We start from the raw sequence: 17,192 nt of genomic DNA on the forward strand, positions 1-17,192 counted from the left end.
TGGGGTGGAGGGGGCTCAGAGCGGGTGGATCACGTGGATGGCCACGCCCCAGAGGAGCGTGTCGTCGCCCTCGCCCAGGGCCAGCGGCGGGTAGGCGGGATGGGCCGCCTCCAGCCGCAGGCGACCGCGGTGCAGCACCAGGCGCTTGAGCGTGAAAGCCCCCTCCAGCACGGCCACCACGATGCGGCCGGGGCGCGGCTCAACGCTGCGATCAACGATCAGCAGATCACCGTGATGGATGCCGGCCTCCACCATCGAATCGCCGCTCACGCGCAGGAAGAAGGTGCTGCTGGGGCGGGCGATCAGCTGCTCGTTGAGGTCGATGCCGGTTTCGACGTAGTCGTCGGCGGGGCTGGGGAAACCGGCAGCCACGCTCTCGCCGGCCAGGGGCAGCAGCAGGCCGGTGCGGCACTGGCACAGGGGCCGCGGGAGCGGCTGGGGCTCGGGCGGTGACTGGGCGGGCATGGGCCCCGGGGCAGGCTCTGCAGATTAGTACATCTGTATTGGTTTTTCGTCGGCAAGGGTGGCGGTGGCGCTCAGCCCGCCATGGGCGTGCACAGCTCGATCAACGTGCCGTCCGGTGCCCGCACGTACGACACCAGCTGGCCCCAGGGCTTCCGGGCAGGCGCAGCGATTTCCCCAGCGCCATGCTCCAGGGCGCGGGCGTGGGCCTGGGGCACGTCGTCGGTGACCAGGGCAATCTCCATGCCCAGCGGCTGGACCGTTTCGCTGGCCTTCACCACCCCGCCGGGCACATTCAGGTCCCCGAGCGCGTGGGCGGCGAAACCTAGGGTGGTGGCACCGGTGGCGCATTCGCCATAGGTGCCGGTGGGGTCGAGAAACTTCTGCGGCAGGCCGAAAGCGGCCGCATAGAAGTGCAGCGAAGCGGCCACATCGGGCACGTAGACGATCGTGTAGCCCAGTTGCATGGCCCCAGGTCCAGCGGGTCCGAGCAGAGCCATCGTGAGGTCCGGCGCCGTGCCACGACTGTAGAAGCGGCGCTCAGGCCACGCGACGCCAGCCGGCCTCACAGGCGCAGCTGAAAGCCGTCGCGGCGGTGGAAATCGGGCGAGCTGCCGGGGTGGGCCAGGGCCCAGTAGGAGAGGGCGCCGCCGGCCTGCTCCACCACGGCGGTGACTGCCAGCTCCAGCGGGCCGCCGCCGGGCAGGAGGGCGGCAAGGTCGCAGGTGAGCTCAAGCTCCAGAACGCCAGGCGTGCGCGTGACCCGGAAGGGCAGCGCCTGCAGCGCCGCCTCCGGCGCCATCCCCTGGCGGTAGCCACTGAAGCGGTAGACGTTCCAGTGGCCGGCGGGGGAGAGGTTCACCTCCCAGTAGGCGTCGGCACCGGGAGTGGCCAGGAAGAACTCCAGGCAGGTGGTCTGCCAGAGGTCATCGCAGCGCTGGGGCAGCGCCGCCGGCTCCGGCAGGCACACGCCCTCGAGCGCGCCCGCCAGCCGCCAGCCGATCTGCAGCTCCGCGCCGCGCCGCACCACCTGGCCGGTGAGGGTGAGGGCCGCCGCTGGGGGAGACGCCGCTGAGGAGGCCGCCATGAAGGGATGAAGCGTGAAGGCGTGGGAGTCCAGAGGTGGCGGTGGCGATGAGGGTGGCGAGGTCATGCCATCACCGCCGCGACGATCGCGCGGATCTCGGCTTCCTGCGCCTCGATGCTGGCGGCGAGAGCGAACTGCACCAGGGCCCGCTGCAGGTTCTGCCCCGGCCGGCGCACCTTGAAGTACACGTCGCCGGCGAGATGGTCGGTGAGGAAACGCACCCCCAGCTCGAAGGCCAGCAGGCGGATCGCGTCGTAGAGGAAGGCCACGTCGTCGGTGGTGAGCATGGGGCGGGCCGCCGCCGCATACCCCTCCAGCAGCGCCGCGCAGAAGCCGGTGTCGAAGCGCACCGCGCGCCAGTCGGCGGCTTCCTCCCCGGCGAGGTTGCAGGCCGAGCGCAGGCAGTCGCCGATGTCGTAGTGGATCAGGCCCGGCTTCACGGTGTCGAGATCCACCAGGCTGATCGCGGCGCCGCTGGCCGCATCGATCAGCACGTTGTTCACCTTCGGGTCGCCATGGATGGGGCGCAGCTGCAGCCGGCCGCTCCCCTTGGCGTCCTCCAGCACCGACGCCCACCGCTGCCGTTCCGCCACAAAGGCAGCGCAGTGGCGCAGCTCGGGGGAGGCGGGCGGCGGTGACGCGGCGCAGACCCGGTGGTAGGCCGCCAGGTAGGTGGGGGTGATGTGAAACCCCTCCAGCGTGTCCACCAGCTGGTCCACCGGCAGATCGCTCACCAGCCGGTGGAAGCGGCCCAGGCCATAGCCCACCTCACGGGCCTGCCCGGTGTCACTGAGCTGGTCGAGGCTGCGGGCGCCGCCGATGAAGGTGGTCATGCGCCAGAAGGCGCCGTCGCACTCCAGCCAGGGATCAGCGCCGCCCTGCAACGGCACCACGCGCGGCACCTCCCAGCGGCGGCCCAGGCCGGACGCCGGCGCCTGCAGCTGGCGCTCGGCATGGGCGGTGAAGGCCAGCAGGTTGCGCATCACATCCCGGGGCTGGCGGAACACGTGGGTGTTGAGGCGCTGCAGCACATGGGAGCCGCCAGGAGCCCCCACCAGCTGCACCAGGTAGGTGTCGTTGACGTTGCCGCCGCCGAGCGGGGCGATCGCCTGCACCGGAGCGCCGAGCGCGAACTGCTCGGCCACCGCCACCAGATCGGGCGCGGCGGGCGGCGATGGCACTGCGGGGGCAGCCCCCGGCTCGTCGGTCATGGCCTGCGCGGCAGCCTGCGCTGCGGATGGTGCCACCCACCCTGCCGCGCCGCCCGTCCCCGGCTCAACCGCTGGCCAGCAGCCTCGCCCGCCAGCGGTCGCTGAGGTCTTCCCCCAGCAGCGTGAGCAGGGCATAGACCAGCACCAGCGCCAGCAGCTGGTCCCAGGCGAACGAACTGAGGCTCTCCAGCAGCTGGCTGCCGAGGCCCGTGGCGCCCACCAGGCTCACCACCACCGATTCCCGCAGCATCACATCGGTGCGGTAGGCGGCATAGGCGAGGTAGGGGCGGGCCACGCCGCTGAGGCGGCCGTAGAGCAGGGCCAGCCGCGGCCCGCTGCCGGCGCAGGCCAGCGCCTGCTCCGTGGCCGGGCTGGCATCGGCGGCGCTCTCCAGCAGCAGGCGGCCGAGCACACCGAGGTTGTGAAAGCCGAGGGCCAGCGCACCGGTGACGACACCGGGCTGCAGCACCAGCAGCAGCAGCAGGGCCGTGAGCGGCGGCGGCCAGAGGCGGCCCAGCGCCCAGACCAGGCGCAGCGGCGCCCGCAGCCAGCGGGATGGGGCCGCCAGCAGCAGCAGCAGGGGCGCCAGACCCACCGCCAGGCAGGCCGCCAGCAGCGTCAGCCCCAGGGTGCCGCCCACCAGCGCCGGCCAGGGCAGGGCCAGCACACTGGGCCAGTCGCTCTGCAGCGGCGGCAACGGCTGCACGCTGAGCAGCGCCTGGGGCTGCACGCCAAGGGCATGACCCAGCAGCAGCGAGAGCGGCAGCAGGGCCAGCAGCACCAGCAGCATCTCCCGCGCCCGCAGCCCCACCGACGGCTGCTGCAGACCGAAGCGCACGGGCATCAGCCAACGTCGCCGCAGATGGCCCAGGCCGGCCTCCAGGCTGAGCATCACGGCGAGCAGCAGCCACAGGCCGGTCCAGAGCTCGTGGAAAGCGAGCGACTGCATGGTGAGCTTCAGCTCGGTGCCGAGGCCGCCAAGGCCGAACACCCCCAGCAGGGTGGCGCTGCGCAGGGCGCACTCCAGCCGGTAGCCGCCGTAGCTCAGCACCCCCGGCAGCAGGGCGGGGCCGAGCGCCGTGAGCAACGCGGCCGGCGCCGGCGCCCCACCGGCCCGCAGGGCCTCCACGTTGGTGGTGGGCAGCGCGTCGAGCAGATCACTCAGCACCCGCGCCACCAGCGCCGCATAGGGGATCACGATCGCCAGCACAGCCACCGCCGGCTGCAGCCCCAGCAGTTGCAGGAGCAGCAGCCCCCAGATCAGTTCATGGATGGAGCGGGGAACGGCCAGCAGGCGGCGGATGCCGGTGGCGGGCAGTGCACTGCCGCTGAGGGTGGTCCAGACGGTGCGGGAGCTGGCCACGCCCAGCAGCAGGCCGAGCACCAGGCTCACCGCCCAGCCCAGCAGCGCCATCGCCACGGTCACCAGCAGCCCACCGGCCACCGAGCGCAGCACCACCGGATCCAGCGACGGCGTCAGCGCCGCCATGGCGAACTGACCGATCAGCTCCCAGCCGCCGCCGTGGCTGAGGCCCGGCAGCACCAGCCCCAGCGGCAGCAGCACCAGGGCCGGCAGCAGCACCAGCAGCGGCGGCGCAACTCTCAGCTGCACGGCGGCGTGCCTTCGTAGAGATCGGTCAGCAGCGCCCGGTGCACCGCGGCAATCGGCCCATCGAACACCAGCCGGCCCTGCCGCAGACCGATCGCCCGATCGAAGCCCTCCAGCAGATCGGGGCGGTGCAGGCTGAGCAGCAGGGCACGCGGCGGCACCGCCTGACGCAGCAGCAGGGCCAGCAGCTCCGCCGCCAGGCGGGGATCAAGGCTGGCCAGAGGTTCATCGGCCAGCAGCAGCACCGGGTCCTGGCGCAGCAGCCGCGCCATGGCCACCCGCTGGCGCTGGCCGCCGGAGAGAGCCGACACCGGCCGCTCCAGCAGGTGCGGCTCCAGGTCCATCGTCGCCATCGCCTGGCGGCAGGCGTCGGTTTCGAGCGGCAGCAGCAGGTTGAGCAGGGCCTTCGGCCAGCCCCAGACCGCCAGCCGCGCGGCATTGAGGTTCTGCTGGACGCTGAGCTCTTCCACCAGGCGCAGGTCCTGCCAGAGGGTGCCGATGCGGGCCTGCTGCAGGCGGCGGCCCCGCCGTGAGCGGGCCGGTGGCCGGCCCTCCCACAGCACCTCGCCGTGCTGCGCTGGCAGCAGCCCATTGGCCACCGCCAGCAGGGTGCTCTTGCCGGCGCCGCTGGCCCCGAGCAACGCCACCCGCTCGCCCTGGCGGATGGTGAGGTCAATGCCCTCGAGCCGCGGTCGCGGTTGGCCCGGCACCGTGATGCCGCGCAGTTCGAGCACCGGGTTCATCGGTGCGTCCTCAGCGGATCTTGCCGATCTGACGGCCCACCTGCTCGATACGGGCGTAATCCGCGGCCTTGGCAGGGATGAACCGCTGGGCGCCGAACAGGGCGAGGATCTGCTTCTGCTCGGGGTCGGTGGTCCGCCAGCTGAGGATCGCCGACCGCACCCGGTTGCTGAAGCCCTTGCCGAAGCGCTTGTCGAGATCGGGCTGGGCGAGCCAGTGGTAGTTGGGGTAGCCGGGGGTTTTCCAGATCTGGAGCACCTTGGCGCGGTTGACCTTGCCCTCGCTGAGGTTGCTGCGCCACACCTCTTCGCTGAGGGCGCCGGCCTGATAGGCGCCGCTCTGCACCAGGGCGATGGTGGCGTCATGGCTGCTGCTGAAGCCGGGGACACCGCCGGCGAAATCGCTGAGCTTGACCCCGGCCTGGTTCAGGTAGAACTGGGGCATCAGGCGGCCGGAGGTGGAACTCTCCGAGCCAAAGGTGAAACGCTTGCCCTTCAGCTCCGTCAGCCCCTTCACGTTGGAGATCGGCTTGAGGCCGCTGCTGGTGTTGGCGATGAAGACGCTCTGGAACGACGCGTCGATGTCGCGCTGGGCGACCACCTGGGCGCCGGGCTTCTGCAGGCGCGCCTGCACGCCGGTGAGACTGCCGAACCAGACCAGATCCAGGCCGCCGGTGCGGAAAGCGGTGACGGCGGCGGCGTAATCCACCACCGGCACGTAAGTGACCTTCACACCCAGCTGACGGCTGAGTTCATTCGCCACCAGCGGGTAGAGCCGGTTGAGCACCTCGGGCTTCTGGTCGGGGATCGCACCGATGCGCAGCACCTTGGTGTTCTGCTGCGCCTTCGCCTCGCTCAGCAGCGACGGCAGGGGGCCGCCGGCGGGGGCCAGGGCCGGCAGCAGCGCCAGGGAAAGGCCCACCAGCGCAGCGGTGGCACGGATGCGGAACGTCATCGGTGAGAGGGGATCGGGGGGAAGGATGAGAGCGGGAGGCGGGTGAGGCCCAGGCCGGCGCCTCGGCACGCAGGCGGCTGAACGGGCAACTGCGCTGGGAAACGCACAAGCAGCTCGCAGCACAGCGGAGCGAGGAGGCACGAGGAGGTGTCCGAGGAGCCACACGTCGCGCAACCCGGGGTGCCGTGCAAGCAAGGTGCGCCGCAGCAGGGCGGCCCTGGAGCCACTATGGCGCTCACGACGTCGTGCCCCGGGTTGGCGATGGTGGTGCCCCAGCCGATCGAGCGCTTCCTGCAGGAGACGGGGCCACTGCTGGATGTGCGCACCCCGGCGGAATTCGCCCAGGGCCACATTCCCGGCGCCGTCAACCTGCCGCTGTTCAGCGATGCCGAACGGGCGGAGGTGGGCACGCTCTACAAGCAGCAGGGGCGCCAGGCGGCGGTGCTGCATGGCCTGGCGGTGGTGGGCCCGCGCCTGAAGGGGCTCGCGGCGGATCTGGCCGCCTGCAGCGCCGAAGCCGAAGGGGCGCCGCTGCGGCTCACCTGCTGGCGGGGGGGCATGCGCTCCGGCAACGTGGCCCTGCTGGCCGAGAGCCTGGAGCTGCCGGTGCGCCTGTTGCACGGCGGCTACAAGAGCTTCCGGCGCTGGGCGCTGGAGCTGTTCGAGCGGCCCTGGCCGCTGCGCCTGCTGGGGGGCCGCACCGGCTGCGGCAAGACCGAGCTGCTGCTGGCCCTGCAGCAGCGCGGGGTCGCCGTGGTGGACCTCGAAGGCCTGGCCAACCACCGCGGCAGCAGCTTCGGCGGGCTGGGGCTGCCGCAGCAACCCAGCACCGAGCACTACGAGAACCAGCTGGCCATGGCCTTGCAGGCGCTGGAGGGGGCGGCGGCGATCTGGCTGGAGGCGGAGAGCGCCATGGTCGGCCGCTGCCGCATCCCAGCCGGCCTCTGGCGCCAGATGAAGGCAGCACCGGTGCTGGAGGTGCAACGGCCGCTGGAGCAGCGGCTGTCCCATCTGGTGGCGGTCTACGGCAAGCACGACCCGGAGGCGGTGGCGGAGGCCACCCGTCGCATCGCCAAGCGGCTGGGCCCCCAGCGCACAGCCGTCGCCCTGGAGGCGATCGCCAACGGGGAGGCGGCCGAAGCCTGCCGGCAGATGCTCGACTACTACGACCGCTGCTACGACCATGACCTCAGCGGTCGTGGCGTCGCCAGCGTGGAGCTGGGGGAACAGAGCGCGGAGCAGGCCGCCGTCCGGCTGCTGGCGGACGGCCTGATCTAAGCCAGCACCCGGCCGATCAGGGCAGCAGCGCCGAAGCCGGCCGCCCGCAGCTCCTGAAGGGCGGCAGCGGCGCTGCTGGCTGGCAGCGCCGCCAGCAGCGGGCCGCAGGTCTGGGGATCGATCAGCAGAGCCCTGTGGGCGGGCTCAGGGCCGTGCGGGCCAGGACCTTCCAGCTGCACCGCACCGTCCAGCAGCGCCAGGGCGGCGGCATTGGCGGGGGCCAGGCTGCTGGCCACACCGGCGGCCAGCAGCTCCAGGGCACCGGGCAGCGCCGGCACGGCGGCCCAGTCGAGGGCGACACGCACGGCCGGGCTGGCGGCGATCATCTCGCCGAGGTGGCCAAGCAACCCGAAGCCGGTCACATCGGTGCAGGCCCGGCAGCCGTGGCGCGCCAGCAGCGGCAGCAGCGGCGCCTGGCTCTGCTGCAGCACCGCCAGCGCCTGCTCGATCCAGGCGGGATCCGCGGCCGCCGCCATCGCCGCCGCGAACAGCACGCCACTGCCGAGCGGGCGGCTGAGCAGCAGCACATCACCCGGCTGGAGCGGGCCCTTGCGCCAGAACTGCGCCGGCGCCACCCGGCCGTTGACCGTGAGCGCCAGGCTGAGCCCGGCACCATCGCGGCCCTCCAGGGTGTGCCCGCCCAGCAGCACGGCCCCCTGCGGCTCCAGCACGGAGCACACCCCTGCCAGGGTCTGCACCAGCAGCTCTTCCTGCACGGCGGCCGCCGCGGCCGGCAGGGTCACCAGCGCCTGGGCGCTCTCCACCGGCGCCCCACAGGCCCAGAGGTCGCTGCAGGCATGCAGGGTGGTGAGGCGGGCGTTGAGCCAGGGGTCGTCCACCAGGGCCGGGAAGCCATCCACGCTCTGCAGCAGCAGCGCGCCGTCGTCAAGCCGGGCCACCACGGCAGCGTCATCGGCGGGGACGGCAGCCGCAGCGAGTCGCCCCAGGGCCGCCTGCAGTGGAGCGGCGGGCAGCTTGGCGGCGCAGCCGCGGCAGGGCATGGGCTCCGCCGCAGGGGCGGCACCCATCGGCTGCAGAGCGGTGAAGCGGTCCATGAACGCCTGGTCGATGGCCTGCTTCCAGTGCCACAACCAGCGGTGCGGACCGAGCGCCAGCGGCCCGAACAGGGCCAGGGCCCGTGGACCGGCTGGTTGCCAGCCGCCATCGCCGAGCAGTTGCAGGGCGAACGGCTGGGGCCGCCAGGGCCGCAGGGGGCGGCCGGGGCTGTCGATGCTGCGTTTCAGGTTGGCCGCCAGCACCGGCGCGGCCCGCACCGCCCAGACCCCCGACGGGGGGCGGGGCTGGCCGTCGATCAGGCCGCAGTCACCGCAGGCGAACAGGCCGGGGTGGCCCACCACCTCCAGGCTGGCCGCCGTGCGGACACGGCCGCTGCCGGGATCGACCGGCAGGCCGGCAGCGGCCAGCCAGGCAGGCGCAAGGCTGCCGGTGCAGGCCAGATCCGCCGCGGCCCGCTCCGGCGCCTGGCGCTCCAGCGGAATCACCGCCGCCGCCAGCAGGCGCTCGCCGGCGCGGTTGGCGGCCGCCGACCCCAGCTGCAGCCCCTGGCCCCGCAGCAGCAGGCGGGGCCGCCACCCACGGGCGCGGAAGGCCAGCGCCAGCTCCACCGCGGCAGCGCCACCACCGCGCAGCACGGGGCCTTCCGCCGCTGCATAGCCGTCGGCCCAAGCCAGGAAGGGTTCGAGCGGCTTCACCGCCATGGCGCCGGCGCACGGCGCAGTGACGGCACCCACATCCAGGCTGAGCCGCGCAAAGCGCAGTGCCGGCCGGCCAGCCAGCAGCAGCGCCCGCTCGGCCAGATCCAGCCCGGTGATCTCCGCCTGCACGAAGGTGACGCCGGCCAGCCGGCAGAGGCGGCGCAGATCGATGGCGGCGGCGTCAGCGGGCACCAGACCCGCCACCACAGCGGGCACCAGGCCGGAATACAGCGCCGTGCTGCCGCGGCTCACCAGTGTGATCAGGGCAGCGGCCGGGCGCTGGGCAGGCCGCATCACCCAGCGGCGCAGCAGCAGTGCATGGCTGTGGCCCCCTCCTGCCAGCACCAGGTGCAGCCGGGGCGGGGCAGAAAGCCCGGGCACGGGCGTCGTCGGGCGCAGATGGCGCCATTGTGGCCGCGCCCGGGCCGTGAACAAATCCCCTGCCGCCGCCTGACGGGTGGCAGGATTCGGCAAGTGGGGCCAGATTCGGTGAAATCACACCGCCATCCAGGATTGTCCTGCCTGCCTCGCCGCCCAGGCGGCCATTCACAACCCTGCCGTCGCTGGCCGTCGCTGGCGTGGTGCACAGCCGCGTTGCTTGCCGCCTGGGTGTGGCCAGTCAACGCCCGCGCCGAAACCGTGCTGGAGCGGGCGGCGCGCACCGGCGTGATCACCATGGGCGGCCGCACCGACCTGGTGCCTTACTCCTTCGTGGACGGCAAGGGCCAGCTGGTGGGCCTGTCGATTGATGTGGCCGAGCGGATCGCCGCCGAAGCCAGCACTTACCTGAACCGTCCGGTGCGGCTGGCGTTCACTGCCGCCCCCGACGCGAACACCCTGTTCAAACAGGTGCACACCGGCGAGACCGACCTGGCCTGCGGCGTCCAGTTCACCTGGGAGCGGGAGATGTTCGTCGACTATTCGATCCCCTTCAGCCTGTCGGGAATCCGCCTGCTCACCCGCAGTGGTGGGCTCGATGGCACGGCCGCCTCGTTGCAAGGCAAGCGGATCGGTGTGCTGGCCGGCTCGCTGGGTGATGCCACGATCAAGAGCTATGCGCCCAAGGCGGTGCGGGTGCCCCTCACCGAGATCGATGCCGCCGTTGCAGCGCTGCAGGCGGGCCGGGTGGAGGCACTGGCTGGCGATTCCATCCTGCTGGCAGGCGCCGTGGCGAAAACAGGCGCCAAGGGTCTGGCAGTGGTGCCCGGGGTGGGGCTGCAGCGCTATGCGGTGGGGTGCATCATTCCGGAGAACAATTCCACCTTCCGCAACCTGATGAACCTGGCGATAGCCAAGTTGCTTCAGGGCTATATCAACGGCAATCGTGATGCCACCGAGAGCGTGAATCGCTGGTTGGGCCCCAGTGGAATACTGGAATTGCCGCCGCAAGTGATCAAAGATTATTTTCAGATGGTGCTGCTCACCAATGAGCAGATTCGCGTCCCAGCTGACACCACTCCGGAAGCAAAACCATGAGCATTCACTCCCGAGCCGGCGTGCTGGGTTTCCTGCTGGCGCTGGCGGCGCTCACCCTGCCAGTCGCCACCGCCGCGCCCGTTGCCTCCCATCCTGAGGCGTCAGTTGAGGACCGTCTGCGCCGCATCGCCACCGCCTTCCGCGCCCATGGCGGCCTGGACGCGGGCCTCGTCAGCCATGGGCACGGCACGGAGGATCCCACCCTGCTGGCAGCCGGCTTTGCCAATGGCGGACGGGGCGGCTTTGCCAACGCGGCCAACCGTGGAGGCTTCGTCAATGGGCACCCCTATTACGGCGGCGGCGGCGGCTTCGTTAACGGCGGCGGCGGCTTCGTCAATGCCCGCTATGGCGGCGGCTTCGTCAACGGGGGCGGGGGCGGGGCTTTCCGCAACTGGTGATCGCCTGAACAAAGGATCGCCCTTCACAACTGCCGAACGATCGAAGGCCGCCGCTGCCGCGATTGGGGCCAACCCAGCGTCCTGGCCAATCAGTCCGACGCCAACACAGGCGCGGGAGAAGCTAGGGGAATCCGTTCCCGCTGGAGGCGGTCGAGCAGGCGCCGCTGCAGCTCACGGCTGCAGGCCCACTGCTGACCAGCCTGGGTGGTGAGCAGCATGCTCACGGTGATCCCGAGCGGGCCGGTGCCGGTGACACCGCGCAGGAAGGGGGCCGCCAGCAGCAGCGGCCCCCAGAGCGGATCGCGGCCGAGGGCGTCGAGTTCTTCGGCGATCACCGCCAGCACGGCGTTGATGTCGGCGATGCGATGGGAGAGCAGCACCTCCACCAACTTGCCGGAGCGGATCTTGGTGTGGTTCACCACCCGGTCGAAGGCACCGTTCTGAATCACAGCCACCCGCTGATCGAGGCAGCGCAGCTGGGTGCTCAGCACGCTCAGATCCACCACATCGCCTTCGATGTCGCCGATCTCGATCCAGTCGCCAATGGCGTAGCGATCCTCCAGCAGCACCGCCAGGCCGGCGGCGAAATCCCGCAGCAGCCCCTGGAACACGATCGCCAGGCCGCCCAGCACGGCGCCGCCGGCCAGCAGGAACGACGCAGAGGTTTCGCGCACGCCGGGGATGCCCACCACCACCCAGCCGGCGGCGATGGCGATGCAGGCCAGATCCACCAGCCGGTGGAAGATGCGCTCGAGGCTGTGATGGCGCTGGTCGCGGCGGGCCAGCTGGTCGGCGGGCACCCGGCCACTGGCGGCCCACTGATCCAGCAGAAACGACACCAGCGCGCGGCCCAGCAGCGCCGTGAGCGCGAACACCAGCACCTTGATCGCCACCAGCGCTGGCTGCAGCAGCACCTCCAGGGCCAACGGCACGCCGCCGGGAATGGCCATCAGGCCCAGCGCCACCACCGTCATCAGTTGCAGCAGCACGAGCACCAGCAGCACGACGCTCAGCGCCTCGAACAGCTGCAGGCGCAGCCCGCGCGTGGCTGCCGCCGCTGGGGCTGCTGACGCCACCGGAGCCGCCAGCGCGAACGCCGCCGGGGCCGCCACTTGCGCCTTGAGCGTGGCGATGGCCAGGCGGTTGCGGCGCCACAGCCAGAAGGTGACAGCGGTGAGCAGCAGCACCAGGGCCATGGCCAGCAGGCAGAGCATCAACCGCTGGCGCAGGCTCTGCGGCAGCAGCGCCTGGCGGGCGTAGCGGAGGCGGCTCTGCAGCCGCTCCTGCCAACGCCGGCCCAGTTCCAGCGCGGTGGTGCCGTTCATGGTGGCGTCGGCAAAGGTCACGGTGAGCAGCGGCAGCGGCTGGGGCCGCTCCGGCACCGTGGCCTCGAGGATCACGGCGCCGGTGGGCAGCTGCCGCACCTCCACCGTGAGGTCGTCGGAGGCGGCACGCACGCCATCGGTCAGACCGCCCTCACAGGCGGGATCGTTGGCCCCCAGAGCCCGCAGCAGGCTCCACTCGGCCAGCCGTTCACTGTTGGTGCAGAGGGCGGTGGGGTTGTACAGCAAGCGGAGGTTGCCCTCGATCACCTGGGCGCGGCGCTCCGCATCGGGGCCGGTCTCCGCGTCACTGCCATGGCCGTTGCTGTTGCCAGTTCCGTTGCCGTTTCCCACCACCGGCGACGCCACCATCAGGGTGGGAATGCCGAGGATGCGCACGATCGCCACCTCGTAGCTGCCGGCCGCCACCATCGAGGTGGCGCGATCGAGGGAGGGCGGTGAGGCCGTGAAGGTGGGGCGCGCCGGTGAGGGGATCTGAACGGCCGCCGGCGTGGCCCGCAGCGGCGACCCCATGGCCAGCAGCACCACCACCAATGCCAGCGCCCCGAGCAGCCACGTGCGCGCCGGCTTCGTCAATCCGTCTTCCCTGTCATGTCCATGTTGCCTGCGCCATGCCCACCGGGGGACTTGAACCCCCACGACCGAAGCCACTGGTACCTAAAACCAGCGCGTCTACCAATTCCGCCAGGTGGGCAGCGGACCGACTGTAATCAGCGGCGCAGAATGGGGCCGCCCTGCTGCGACGGCCATGCTTGCCACCCTCGGTGGAACCCTGGCCCTGCTCGCCGGCCTCGCCCTGCTGCTCCTGCCGCTGCTGGTGCCGGAGCTGAGCCGCCCGCGCGATGCCTTCTGGGGCGCGGTGGTGCTGCTGCTGGGCCTGGTGCTGGTCACCAGTGCCGAGCGGCTGAGTGGCGCGCCGATGCTGGCGGTGCTCTGCGGCGGGCTGCTGATCGGGCGGCTCAGCACCGAGGTGAGCCAGAGCCGCTGGCGTCAGCTGAGCGAGGAGGAACGCCAGGGCTTCTGGTCTGCAGCGCGGTGGCAGACGAGCCTGAACCAGTTGGGCACCACCGTGATCGCCCTCGGCGGGCTGCTGTTCTCTCGGGCCATGGCGCTGGGCGGCTGGCTCAAGCAACGCAGCGCCGCCGTCTCCGCGAGCCTCTCCAGCAGGACCACCACCGCCAAGCCATCCCAGACCACCAAGCGCTGGGTGCGACCCGAACCTGCCGGCGCAGAGACACCCACGGCTCCCGCTCCGCCAGCGCCGGCCGCTGACGCCCCCGAAGCGCCGCTGGCGGTGGTGAGCGACTTCGCAGAGGTGGACGCCCGCGTGCGCGCAGCGCTCGCCGCCGATCAGGACCCGCCGTCGGGGACGGAAACCGCGGAGACGGCAACGGCGCCGGGTCCGGCCGGCACCACAGCGGTGAGTACTGCCGAGCCAAGTGCTGAAGAGCCCAGTGCTGCCCAGGAGAGTCCTGGGCCGGTGAGCCCTGCAGCGGGTGCTCCCGCAGCTTCCGCAGAGCCAGTTGCCGGCAACGAACCTTCAGCCGATCACGACCCAGAGACCACTCACCCCAGCCCAGCCCCGTACCAGTCAGACGCTCAGGGCATCCCCGCCGGCGACCTCAGCCTCAGCGCCACGGCGGCTGCAGACACCGAAACCCGCACCGACCACGAGCGGACGCCGGAGCCCATCGCCGAACCCGGGCCCCCGAATCTGGCTGGCGATCCTCCGACCGGACCCAGCGCCCGCTGAGCCGGCTCGCAGGATCAGAAGCGACCTCCACGCAACCACACCGCTGCCGCCGGGGAATGCCGGGGCCGATAATCCCGGTTGCTGCCCCAGGCGCCGTGACCGCCCCGCCGGTGTCCTACAAGGACACCCTCAACCTGCTGCAGACCCCCTTCGGGATGCGGGCCAACGCCAGGACGCGTGAACCAGAACTGCAGGCGTTCTGGGCCGAGCAGCGCCTCTACGAGCGGCTCAGCAGCAGCAACCCCGGGCCGGTGTTCACCCTTCACGACGGGCCGCCGTATGCCAACGGCGCCCTGCACGTGGGGCATGCGCTCAACAAGATCCTCAAGGACATCATCAACAAGTACGCCCTGCTGAAGGGGCGACGGGCGCGCTTCGTGCCCGGCTGGGACTGCCACGGGCTGCCGATCGAGCTCAAGGTGCTGCAGGGCATGGGCAGCGAGGAGCGTCGCGGGCTCACGCCGATCGAGCTGCGCCGCCGCGCCCACGCCTATGCGCTCGAGCAGGTGGCGGGGCAGAAGGCGGGCTTCCGCCGCTGGGGCATCTGGGCCGACTGGGACCAGCCTTATCTCACCCTGCAGAAGCACTACGAGGCCGCCCAGATCGGTGTCTTCGGCCAGATGGTGCTGGCGGGTCACATCTACCGGGGCCTCAAGCCGGTGCACTGGAGCCCCAGCTCCCGCACCGCCCTGGCTGAGGCGGAGCTGGAATACCCCGACGGCCACACCTCCCCGAGCGTCTACGTGGCGTTTCCGGTGGTGGAGCTGCCGGCGGGGCTGGGTGCACGCCTCACCGCCATCGGCCTCACCAGCGCGGAGGCGGCCACCACACCGGCTGCCGGTGCCCTGGCTGTGGCGATCTGGACCACCACCCCCTGGACCCTGCCCGCCAACCTGGCGGTGTCAGTGAACGGGGCGCTCGATTACGCGGTGTGCCGGGTGGAGCCGGGCCGCCACCTGATCGTGGCCACGGCATTGGTGGAGAGCCTGCGCGAGAGCCTGGCGCTGCCGCTGGAGCCGCTGCTGTCGTTGAAGGGGGCCGAGCTGGAAGGGGTCGTGTACCGCCATCCCCTGATGGAGCGCAGCAGCCCCGTGGTGATCGGCGGCGACTACATCACCACCGAAGCGGGAACGGGCCTGGTGCACACGGCGCCGGGCCATGGCGTCGACGACTTCAACACCGGCCGCAAGGCGGGCCTGCCCGTGCTCTGCCCGGTGGACGAAGGCGGCACGCTCACCGCCGAGGCGGGCCCGTTCGCCGGCCTGAACGTGCTGAAGGACGCCAACCCGGCGATCATCTCGGCCCTGGAGGGGGCCGGCGCCCTGCTCAAGCAGGAGAGCTACGCGCACCGCTACCCCTACGACTGGCGCACCAAGAAACCGACGATCTTCCGGGCCACCGAGCAGTGGTTCGCCTCGGTGGAGGGCTTTCGTGCCGAGGCGCTAGACGCCATCGCCGCCGTCGACTGGCTGCCGGCCAGTGGCCGCAATCGCATCGAGGCGATGGTGCGCGAACGGGGCGACTGGTGCATCTCGCGCCAGCGCACCTGGGGCGTGCCGATCCCGGTGTTTTATCACCGCGAAACGGGCGAGGTGCTGCTCGATGCGGCCACCCTCGATCACATCCAGGCACTGATCGCCGCCCACGGCTCGGATGTGTGGTGGGAGAAGGAGGAAGCCGAGTTGCTGCCCCCTGCCCATGCCGCCGAGGCGTATCTGTGGCGCAAGGGCACCGACACCATGGACGTCTGGTTCGACTCCGGATCTTCCTGGGCGGCGGTGCTGGGCGGCCTGCAGACCGGCGAAACCACCACTGAGGACCCTCAAGCGAGCGAAACCCCTGGTCAGCCCTCAACCAGCGCAGCCGCTAAGGGGTCCCAGGAGCCGCCTGCCACCCGCCTCAATTACCCCGCCGACCTGTATCTGGAGGGCTCGGATCAGCACCGCGGCTGGTTCCAGAGCAGCCTGCTCACCTCCGTGGCCGTGAACGGCTGTGCCCCCTACAAGCGGGTGCTCACCCATGGGTTCACCCTCGATGAGAAAGGCCGCAAGATGAGCAAATCGCTGGGCAATGTGGTGGATCCGGCGGTGCTGGTGGAGGGCGGCAAGAATGAGAAGCAGGAGCCGGCCTACGGCGCCGATGTGCTGCGGCTGTGGGTGAGTTCGGTGGATTATTCCGCCGATGTGCCACTGGGTCCGGGGATCGTCAAGCAGCTGGCGGATGTGAGCCGCAAGGTGCGCAACACGGCCCGCTATCTGCTCGGCAACCTGCACGATTTCGACCCACGGCCCCGCGCTGAAGGAGGCGACGCGGTGCCGTTGGCGGAGCTTCCCCTGCTCGACCGCTGGATGCTGCACCGCACAGCTGCGCTGATTGAGGCGGTGAGCACCGATTTCGACAACTTCGCCTTCTATCGCTTCTTCCAGGCACTGCAGAATTTCTGCGTGGTGGACCTGTCGAACGTCTACTTCGACATCGCCAAGGACAGGCTGTACGTGAGCGCAGCCGGGTCCTTCCGCCGCCGCAGCTGCCAGACGGTGCTGCAGCTGGTGGTGGAGCGGCTGGCCGGGCTGATCGCCCCGGTGCTGTGCCACATGGCGGAGGACATCTGGCAGAACCTGCCCTATCCCGTGGCCGAAGCCTCGGTGTTCGAGCGTGGCTGGCCCACCGCCCCGGCCGCGTGGAGCGCGCCGGAGCTGCTGGCGCCGATGGAGCGCATCCTGGCCCTGCGGGCCCGGGTGAACCGGCAGCTGGAAAGCTGCCGCAGTGCCGGTGCCCTGGGTGCGTCGCTGGAGGCACAGGTGCAGCTGAGCGGCGTTGATGCCGCTCTGGCCGAGGCCCTGGAGCTGCTGGAGAGCAGCGCCCACCCGGAGGTCGACAACCTGGCCGACTGGCTGCTGGTGTCGGCGGTGCAGCTGGAGGGCGCGGCGCCGGCGGTGGTGCTGGCCGAAGACCATGGCGACACCCCCAGCGACGACAGCAACGAAACCGGTGGTGGTTTCAGGCTGCGGCTGGCCCACGCCGACGGCGAGAAGTGCGAGCGTTGCTGGCACTACACCACCGATGTGGAGGAGCACACCCTGGCGCCAGGGGTGAGCGGTCGGATCTGTGGGCGCTGCCGGCAGATCCTTGCTGACTGACCATTCACAGATGGCGGAATCAGCG

At 71.3% G+C, this 17,192-nt stretch carries 14 protein-coding genes and 1 tRNA gene; 5 read left to right on the forward strand and 10 right to left on the reverse strand.

Going from position 1 to position 17,192, the window contains the following annotated elements; all coding sequences use genetic code 11:
• Positions 1–15: 15 nt before the first annotated feature.
• The 7 genes from KBZ19_RS12780 to KBZ19_RS12810 form a co-directional block, all read right to left on the reverse strand.
• Positions 16–465, reverse strand: coding sequence for a LexA family transcriptional regulator (locus KBZ19_RS12780; protein WP_255101204.1), 450 nt, complete (start codon positions 463–465; stop codon positions 16–18).
• 71 nt (positions 466–536) lie between these two features.
• Complete coding sequence (locus KBZ19_RS12785; RefSeq protein WP_094513344.1) at positions 537–929, reverse strand: VOC family protein; 393 nt, start codon at positions 927–929, stop codon at positions 537–539.
• 98 nt (positions 930–1,027) lie between these two features.
• Complete coding sequence (locus KBZ19_RS12790; protein ID WP_255101205.1) at positions 1,028–1,549, reverse strand: DOMON-like domain-containing protein; 522 nt, start codon at positions 1,547–1,549, stop codon at positions 1,028–1,030.
• A 62-nt stretch (positions 1,550–1,611) separates the two neighbouring features.
• Positions 1,612–2,760, reverse strand: a complete 1,149-nt coding sequence (locus KBZ19_RS12795; protein ID WP_255101206.1) for a phosphotransferase enzyme family protein — start codon at positions 2,758–2,760, stop codon at positions 1,612–1,614.
• Positions 2,761–2,824: 64 nt separating this feature from the next.
• On the reverse strand, positions 2,825–4,366 hold the full coding sequence (locus tag KBZ19_RS12800; protein WP_255101313.1) for a phosphonate ABC transporter: 1,542 nt from the start codon (positions 4,364–4,366) through the stop codon (positions 2,825–2,827).
• A complete protein-coding gene (locus KBZ19_RS12805; protein ID WP_094513337.1) occupies positions 4,363–5,112 on the reverse strand; it encodes a phosphonate ABC transporter ATP-binding protein in 750 nt (249 codons plus the stop codon). Before KBZ19_RS12805 ends, KBZ19_RS12800 begins: the two co-directional genes overlap by 4 nt.
• A gap of 10 nt (positions 5,113–5,122) precedes the next feature.
• Positions 5,123–6,064: a putative selenate ABC transporter substrate-binding protein gene (locus KBZ19_RS12810; RefSeq protein ID WP_255101207.1), complete on the reverse strand. Its 942-nt coding sequence runs from the start codon at positions 6,062–6,064 to the stop codon at positions 5,123–5,125.
• A 261-nt stretch (positions 6,065–6,325) separates the two neighbouring features.
• Between KBZ19_RS12810 and mnmH the strand changes: the two genes are divergently transcribed.
• Positions 6,326–7,342, forward strand: coding sequence for a tRNA 2-selenouridine(34) synthase MnmH (gene mnmH / locus KBZ19_RS12815; protein WP_255101208.1), 1,017 nt, complete (start codon positions 6,326–6,328; stop codon positions 7,340–7,342).
• Here mnmH and selD read toward each other — a convergent pair.
• On the reverse strand, positions 7,339–9,438 hold the full coding sequence (gene selD, locus KBZ19_RS12820; protein WP_255101209.1) for a selenide, water dikinase SelD: 2,100 nt from the start codon (positions 9,436–9,438) through the stop codon (positions 7,339–7,341). The two genes, mnmH and selD, sit on opposite strands and share 4 nt — an antisense overlap.
• Positions 9,439–9,651: 213 nt before the next feature.
• Here selD and grrP point away from each other — a divergent pair, with 213 nt between their 5' ends.
• Together grrP and grrA are read left to right on the forward strand one after the other, a co-directional pair.
• Entirely contained in the window at positions 9,652–10,533 is an 882-nt protein-coding gene (grrP, locus tag KBZ19_RS12825; protein ID WP_255101210.1) for an extracellular substrate binding-like orphan protein GrrP, read from the forward strand.
• Positions 10,530–10,931 carry a GrrA/OscA1 family cyclophane-containing rSAM-modified RiPP gene (gene grrA / locus KBZ19_RS12830; RefSeq protein ID WP_255101211.1) on the forward strand — a complete coding sequence of 134 codons (402 nt, stop codon included), beginning with the start codon at positions 10,530–10,532 and terminating at the stop codon, positions 10,929–10,931. Before grrP ends, grrA begins: the two co-directional genes overlap by 4 nt.
• A gap of 89 nt (positions 10,932–11,020) precedes the next feature.
• On the opposite strand, the gene KBZ19_RS12835 is transcribed toward grrA, so the two are convergent.
• Positions 11,021–12,850 carry a mechanosensitive ion channel family protein gene (locus KBZ19_RS12835; RefSeq protein ID WP_255101212.1) on the reverse strand — a complete coding sequence of 610 codons (1,830 nt, stop codon included), beginning with the start codon at positions 12,848–12,850 and terminating at the stop codon, positions 11,021–11,023.
• Between the two features lie 36 nt (positions 12,851–12,886).
• Positions 12,887–12,968, reverse strand: a tRNA-Leu gene (locus tag KBZ19_RS12840).
• A 54-nt stretch (positions 12,969–13,022) separates the two neighbouring features.
• On the opposite strand from KBZ19_RS12840, the gene KBZ19_RS12845 reads away from it, so the two are divergent.
• Both KBZ19_RS12845 and ileS read left to right on the forward strand, forming a co-directional pair.
• Positions 13,023–14,027 carry a Ycf66 family protein gene (locus tag KBZ19_RS12845; RefSeq protein ID WP_255101213.1) on the forward strand — a complete coding sequence of 335 codons (1,005 nt, stop codon included), beginning with the start codon at positions 13,023–13,025 and terminating at the stop codon, positions 14,025–14,027.
• A 56-nt stretch (positions 14,028–14,083) separates the two neighbouring features.
• Positions 14,084–17,167 carry an isoleucine--tRNA ligase gene (ileS, locus tag KBZ19_RS12850; RefSeq protein WP_255101214.1) on the forward strand — a complete coding sequence of 1,028 codons (3,084 nt, stop codon included), beginning with the start codon at positions 14,084–14,086 and terminating at the stop codon, positions 17,165–17,167.
• The last annotated feature ends 25 nt before the right edge of the window (positions 17,168–17,192 follow it).

The organism is Synechococcus sp. L2F, from assembly GCF_024345695.1.
In the GTDB taxonomy this organism is placed as follows: domain Bacteria; phylum Cyanobacteriota; class Cyanobacteriia; order PCC-6307; family Cyanobiaceae; genus MW101C3.

Excerpts from the sequence above, each read along its gene's own strand:
- KBZ19_RS12780 (WP_255101204.1), bottom strand. The coding sequence starts at position 465 with ATGCCCGCCCAGTCACCGCCCGAGCCCCAGCCGCTCCCGCGGCCCCTG.
- KBZ19_RS12785 (WP_094513344.1), bottom strand. The coding sequence starts at position 929 with ATGCAACTGGGCTACACGATCGTCTACGTGCCCGATGTGGCCGCTTCG.
- KBZ19_RS12790 (WP_255101205.1), bottom strand. The coding sequence starts at position 1,549 with ATGGCGGCCTCCTCAGCGGCGTCTCCCCCAGCGGCGGCCCTCACCCTC.
- KBZ19_RS12795 (WP_255101206.1), bottom strand. The coding sequence starts at position 2,760 with ATGACCGACGAGCCGGGGGCTGCCCCCGCAGTGCCATCGCCGCCCGCC.
- KBZ19_RS12805 (WP_094513337.1), bottom strand. The coding sequence starts at position 5,112 with ATGAACCCGGTGCTCGAACTGCGCGGCATCACGGTGCCGGGCCAACCG.
- KBZ19_RS12810 (WP_255101207.1), bottom strand. The coding sequence starts at position 6,064 with ATGACGTTCCGCATCCGTGCCACCGCTGCGCTGGTGGGCCTTTCCCTG.
- mnmH (WP_255101208.1), top strand. The coding sequence starts at position 6,326 with ATGGTGGTGCCCCAGCCGATCGAGCGCTTCCTGCAGGAGACGGGGCCA.
- grrA (WP_255101211.1), top strand. The coding sequence starts at position 10,530 with ATGAGCATTCACTCCCGAGCCGGCGTGCTGGGTTTCCTGCTGGCGCTG.
- KBZ19_RS12845 (WP_255101213.1), top strand. The coding sequence starts at position 13,023 with ATGCTTGCCACCCTCGGTGGAACCCTGGCCCTGCTCGCCGGCCTCGCC.
- ileS (WP_255101214.1), top strand. The coding sequence starts at position 14,084 with ATGCCGGGGCCGATAATCCCGGTTGCTGCCCCAGGCGCCGTGACCGCC.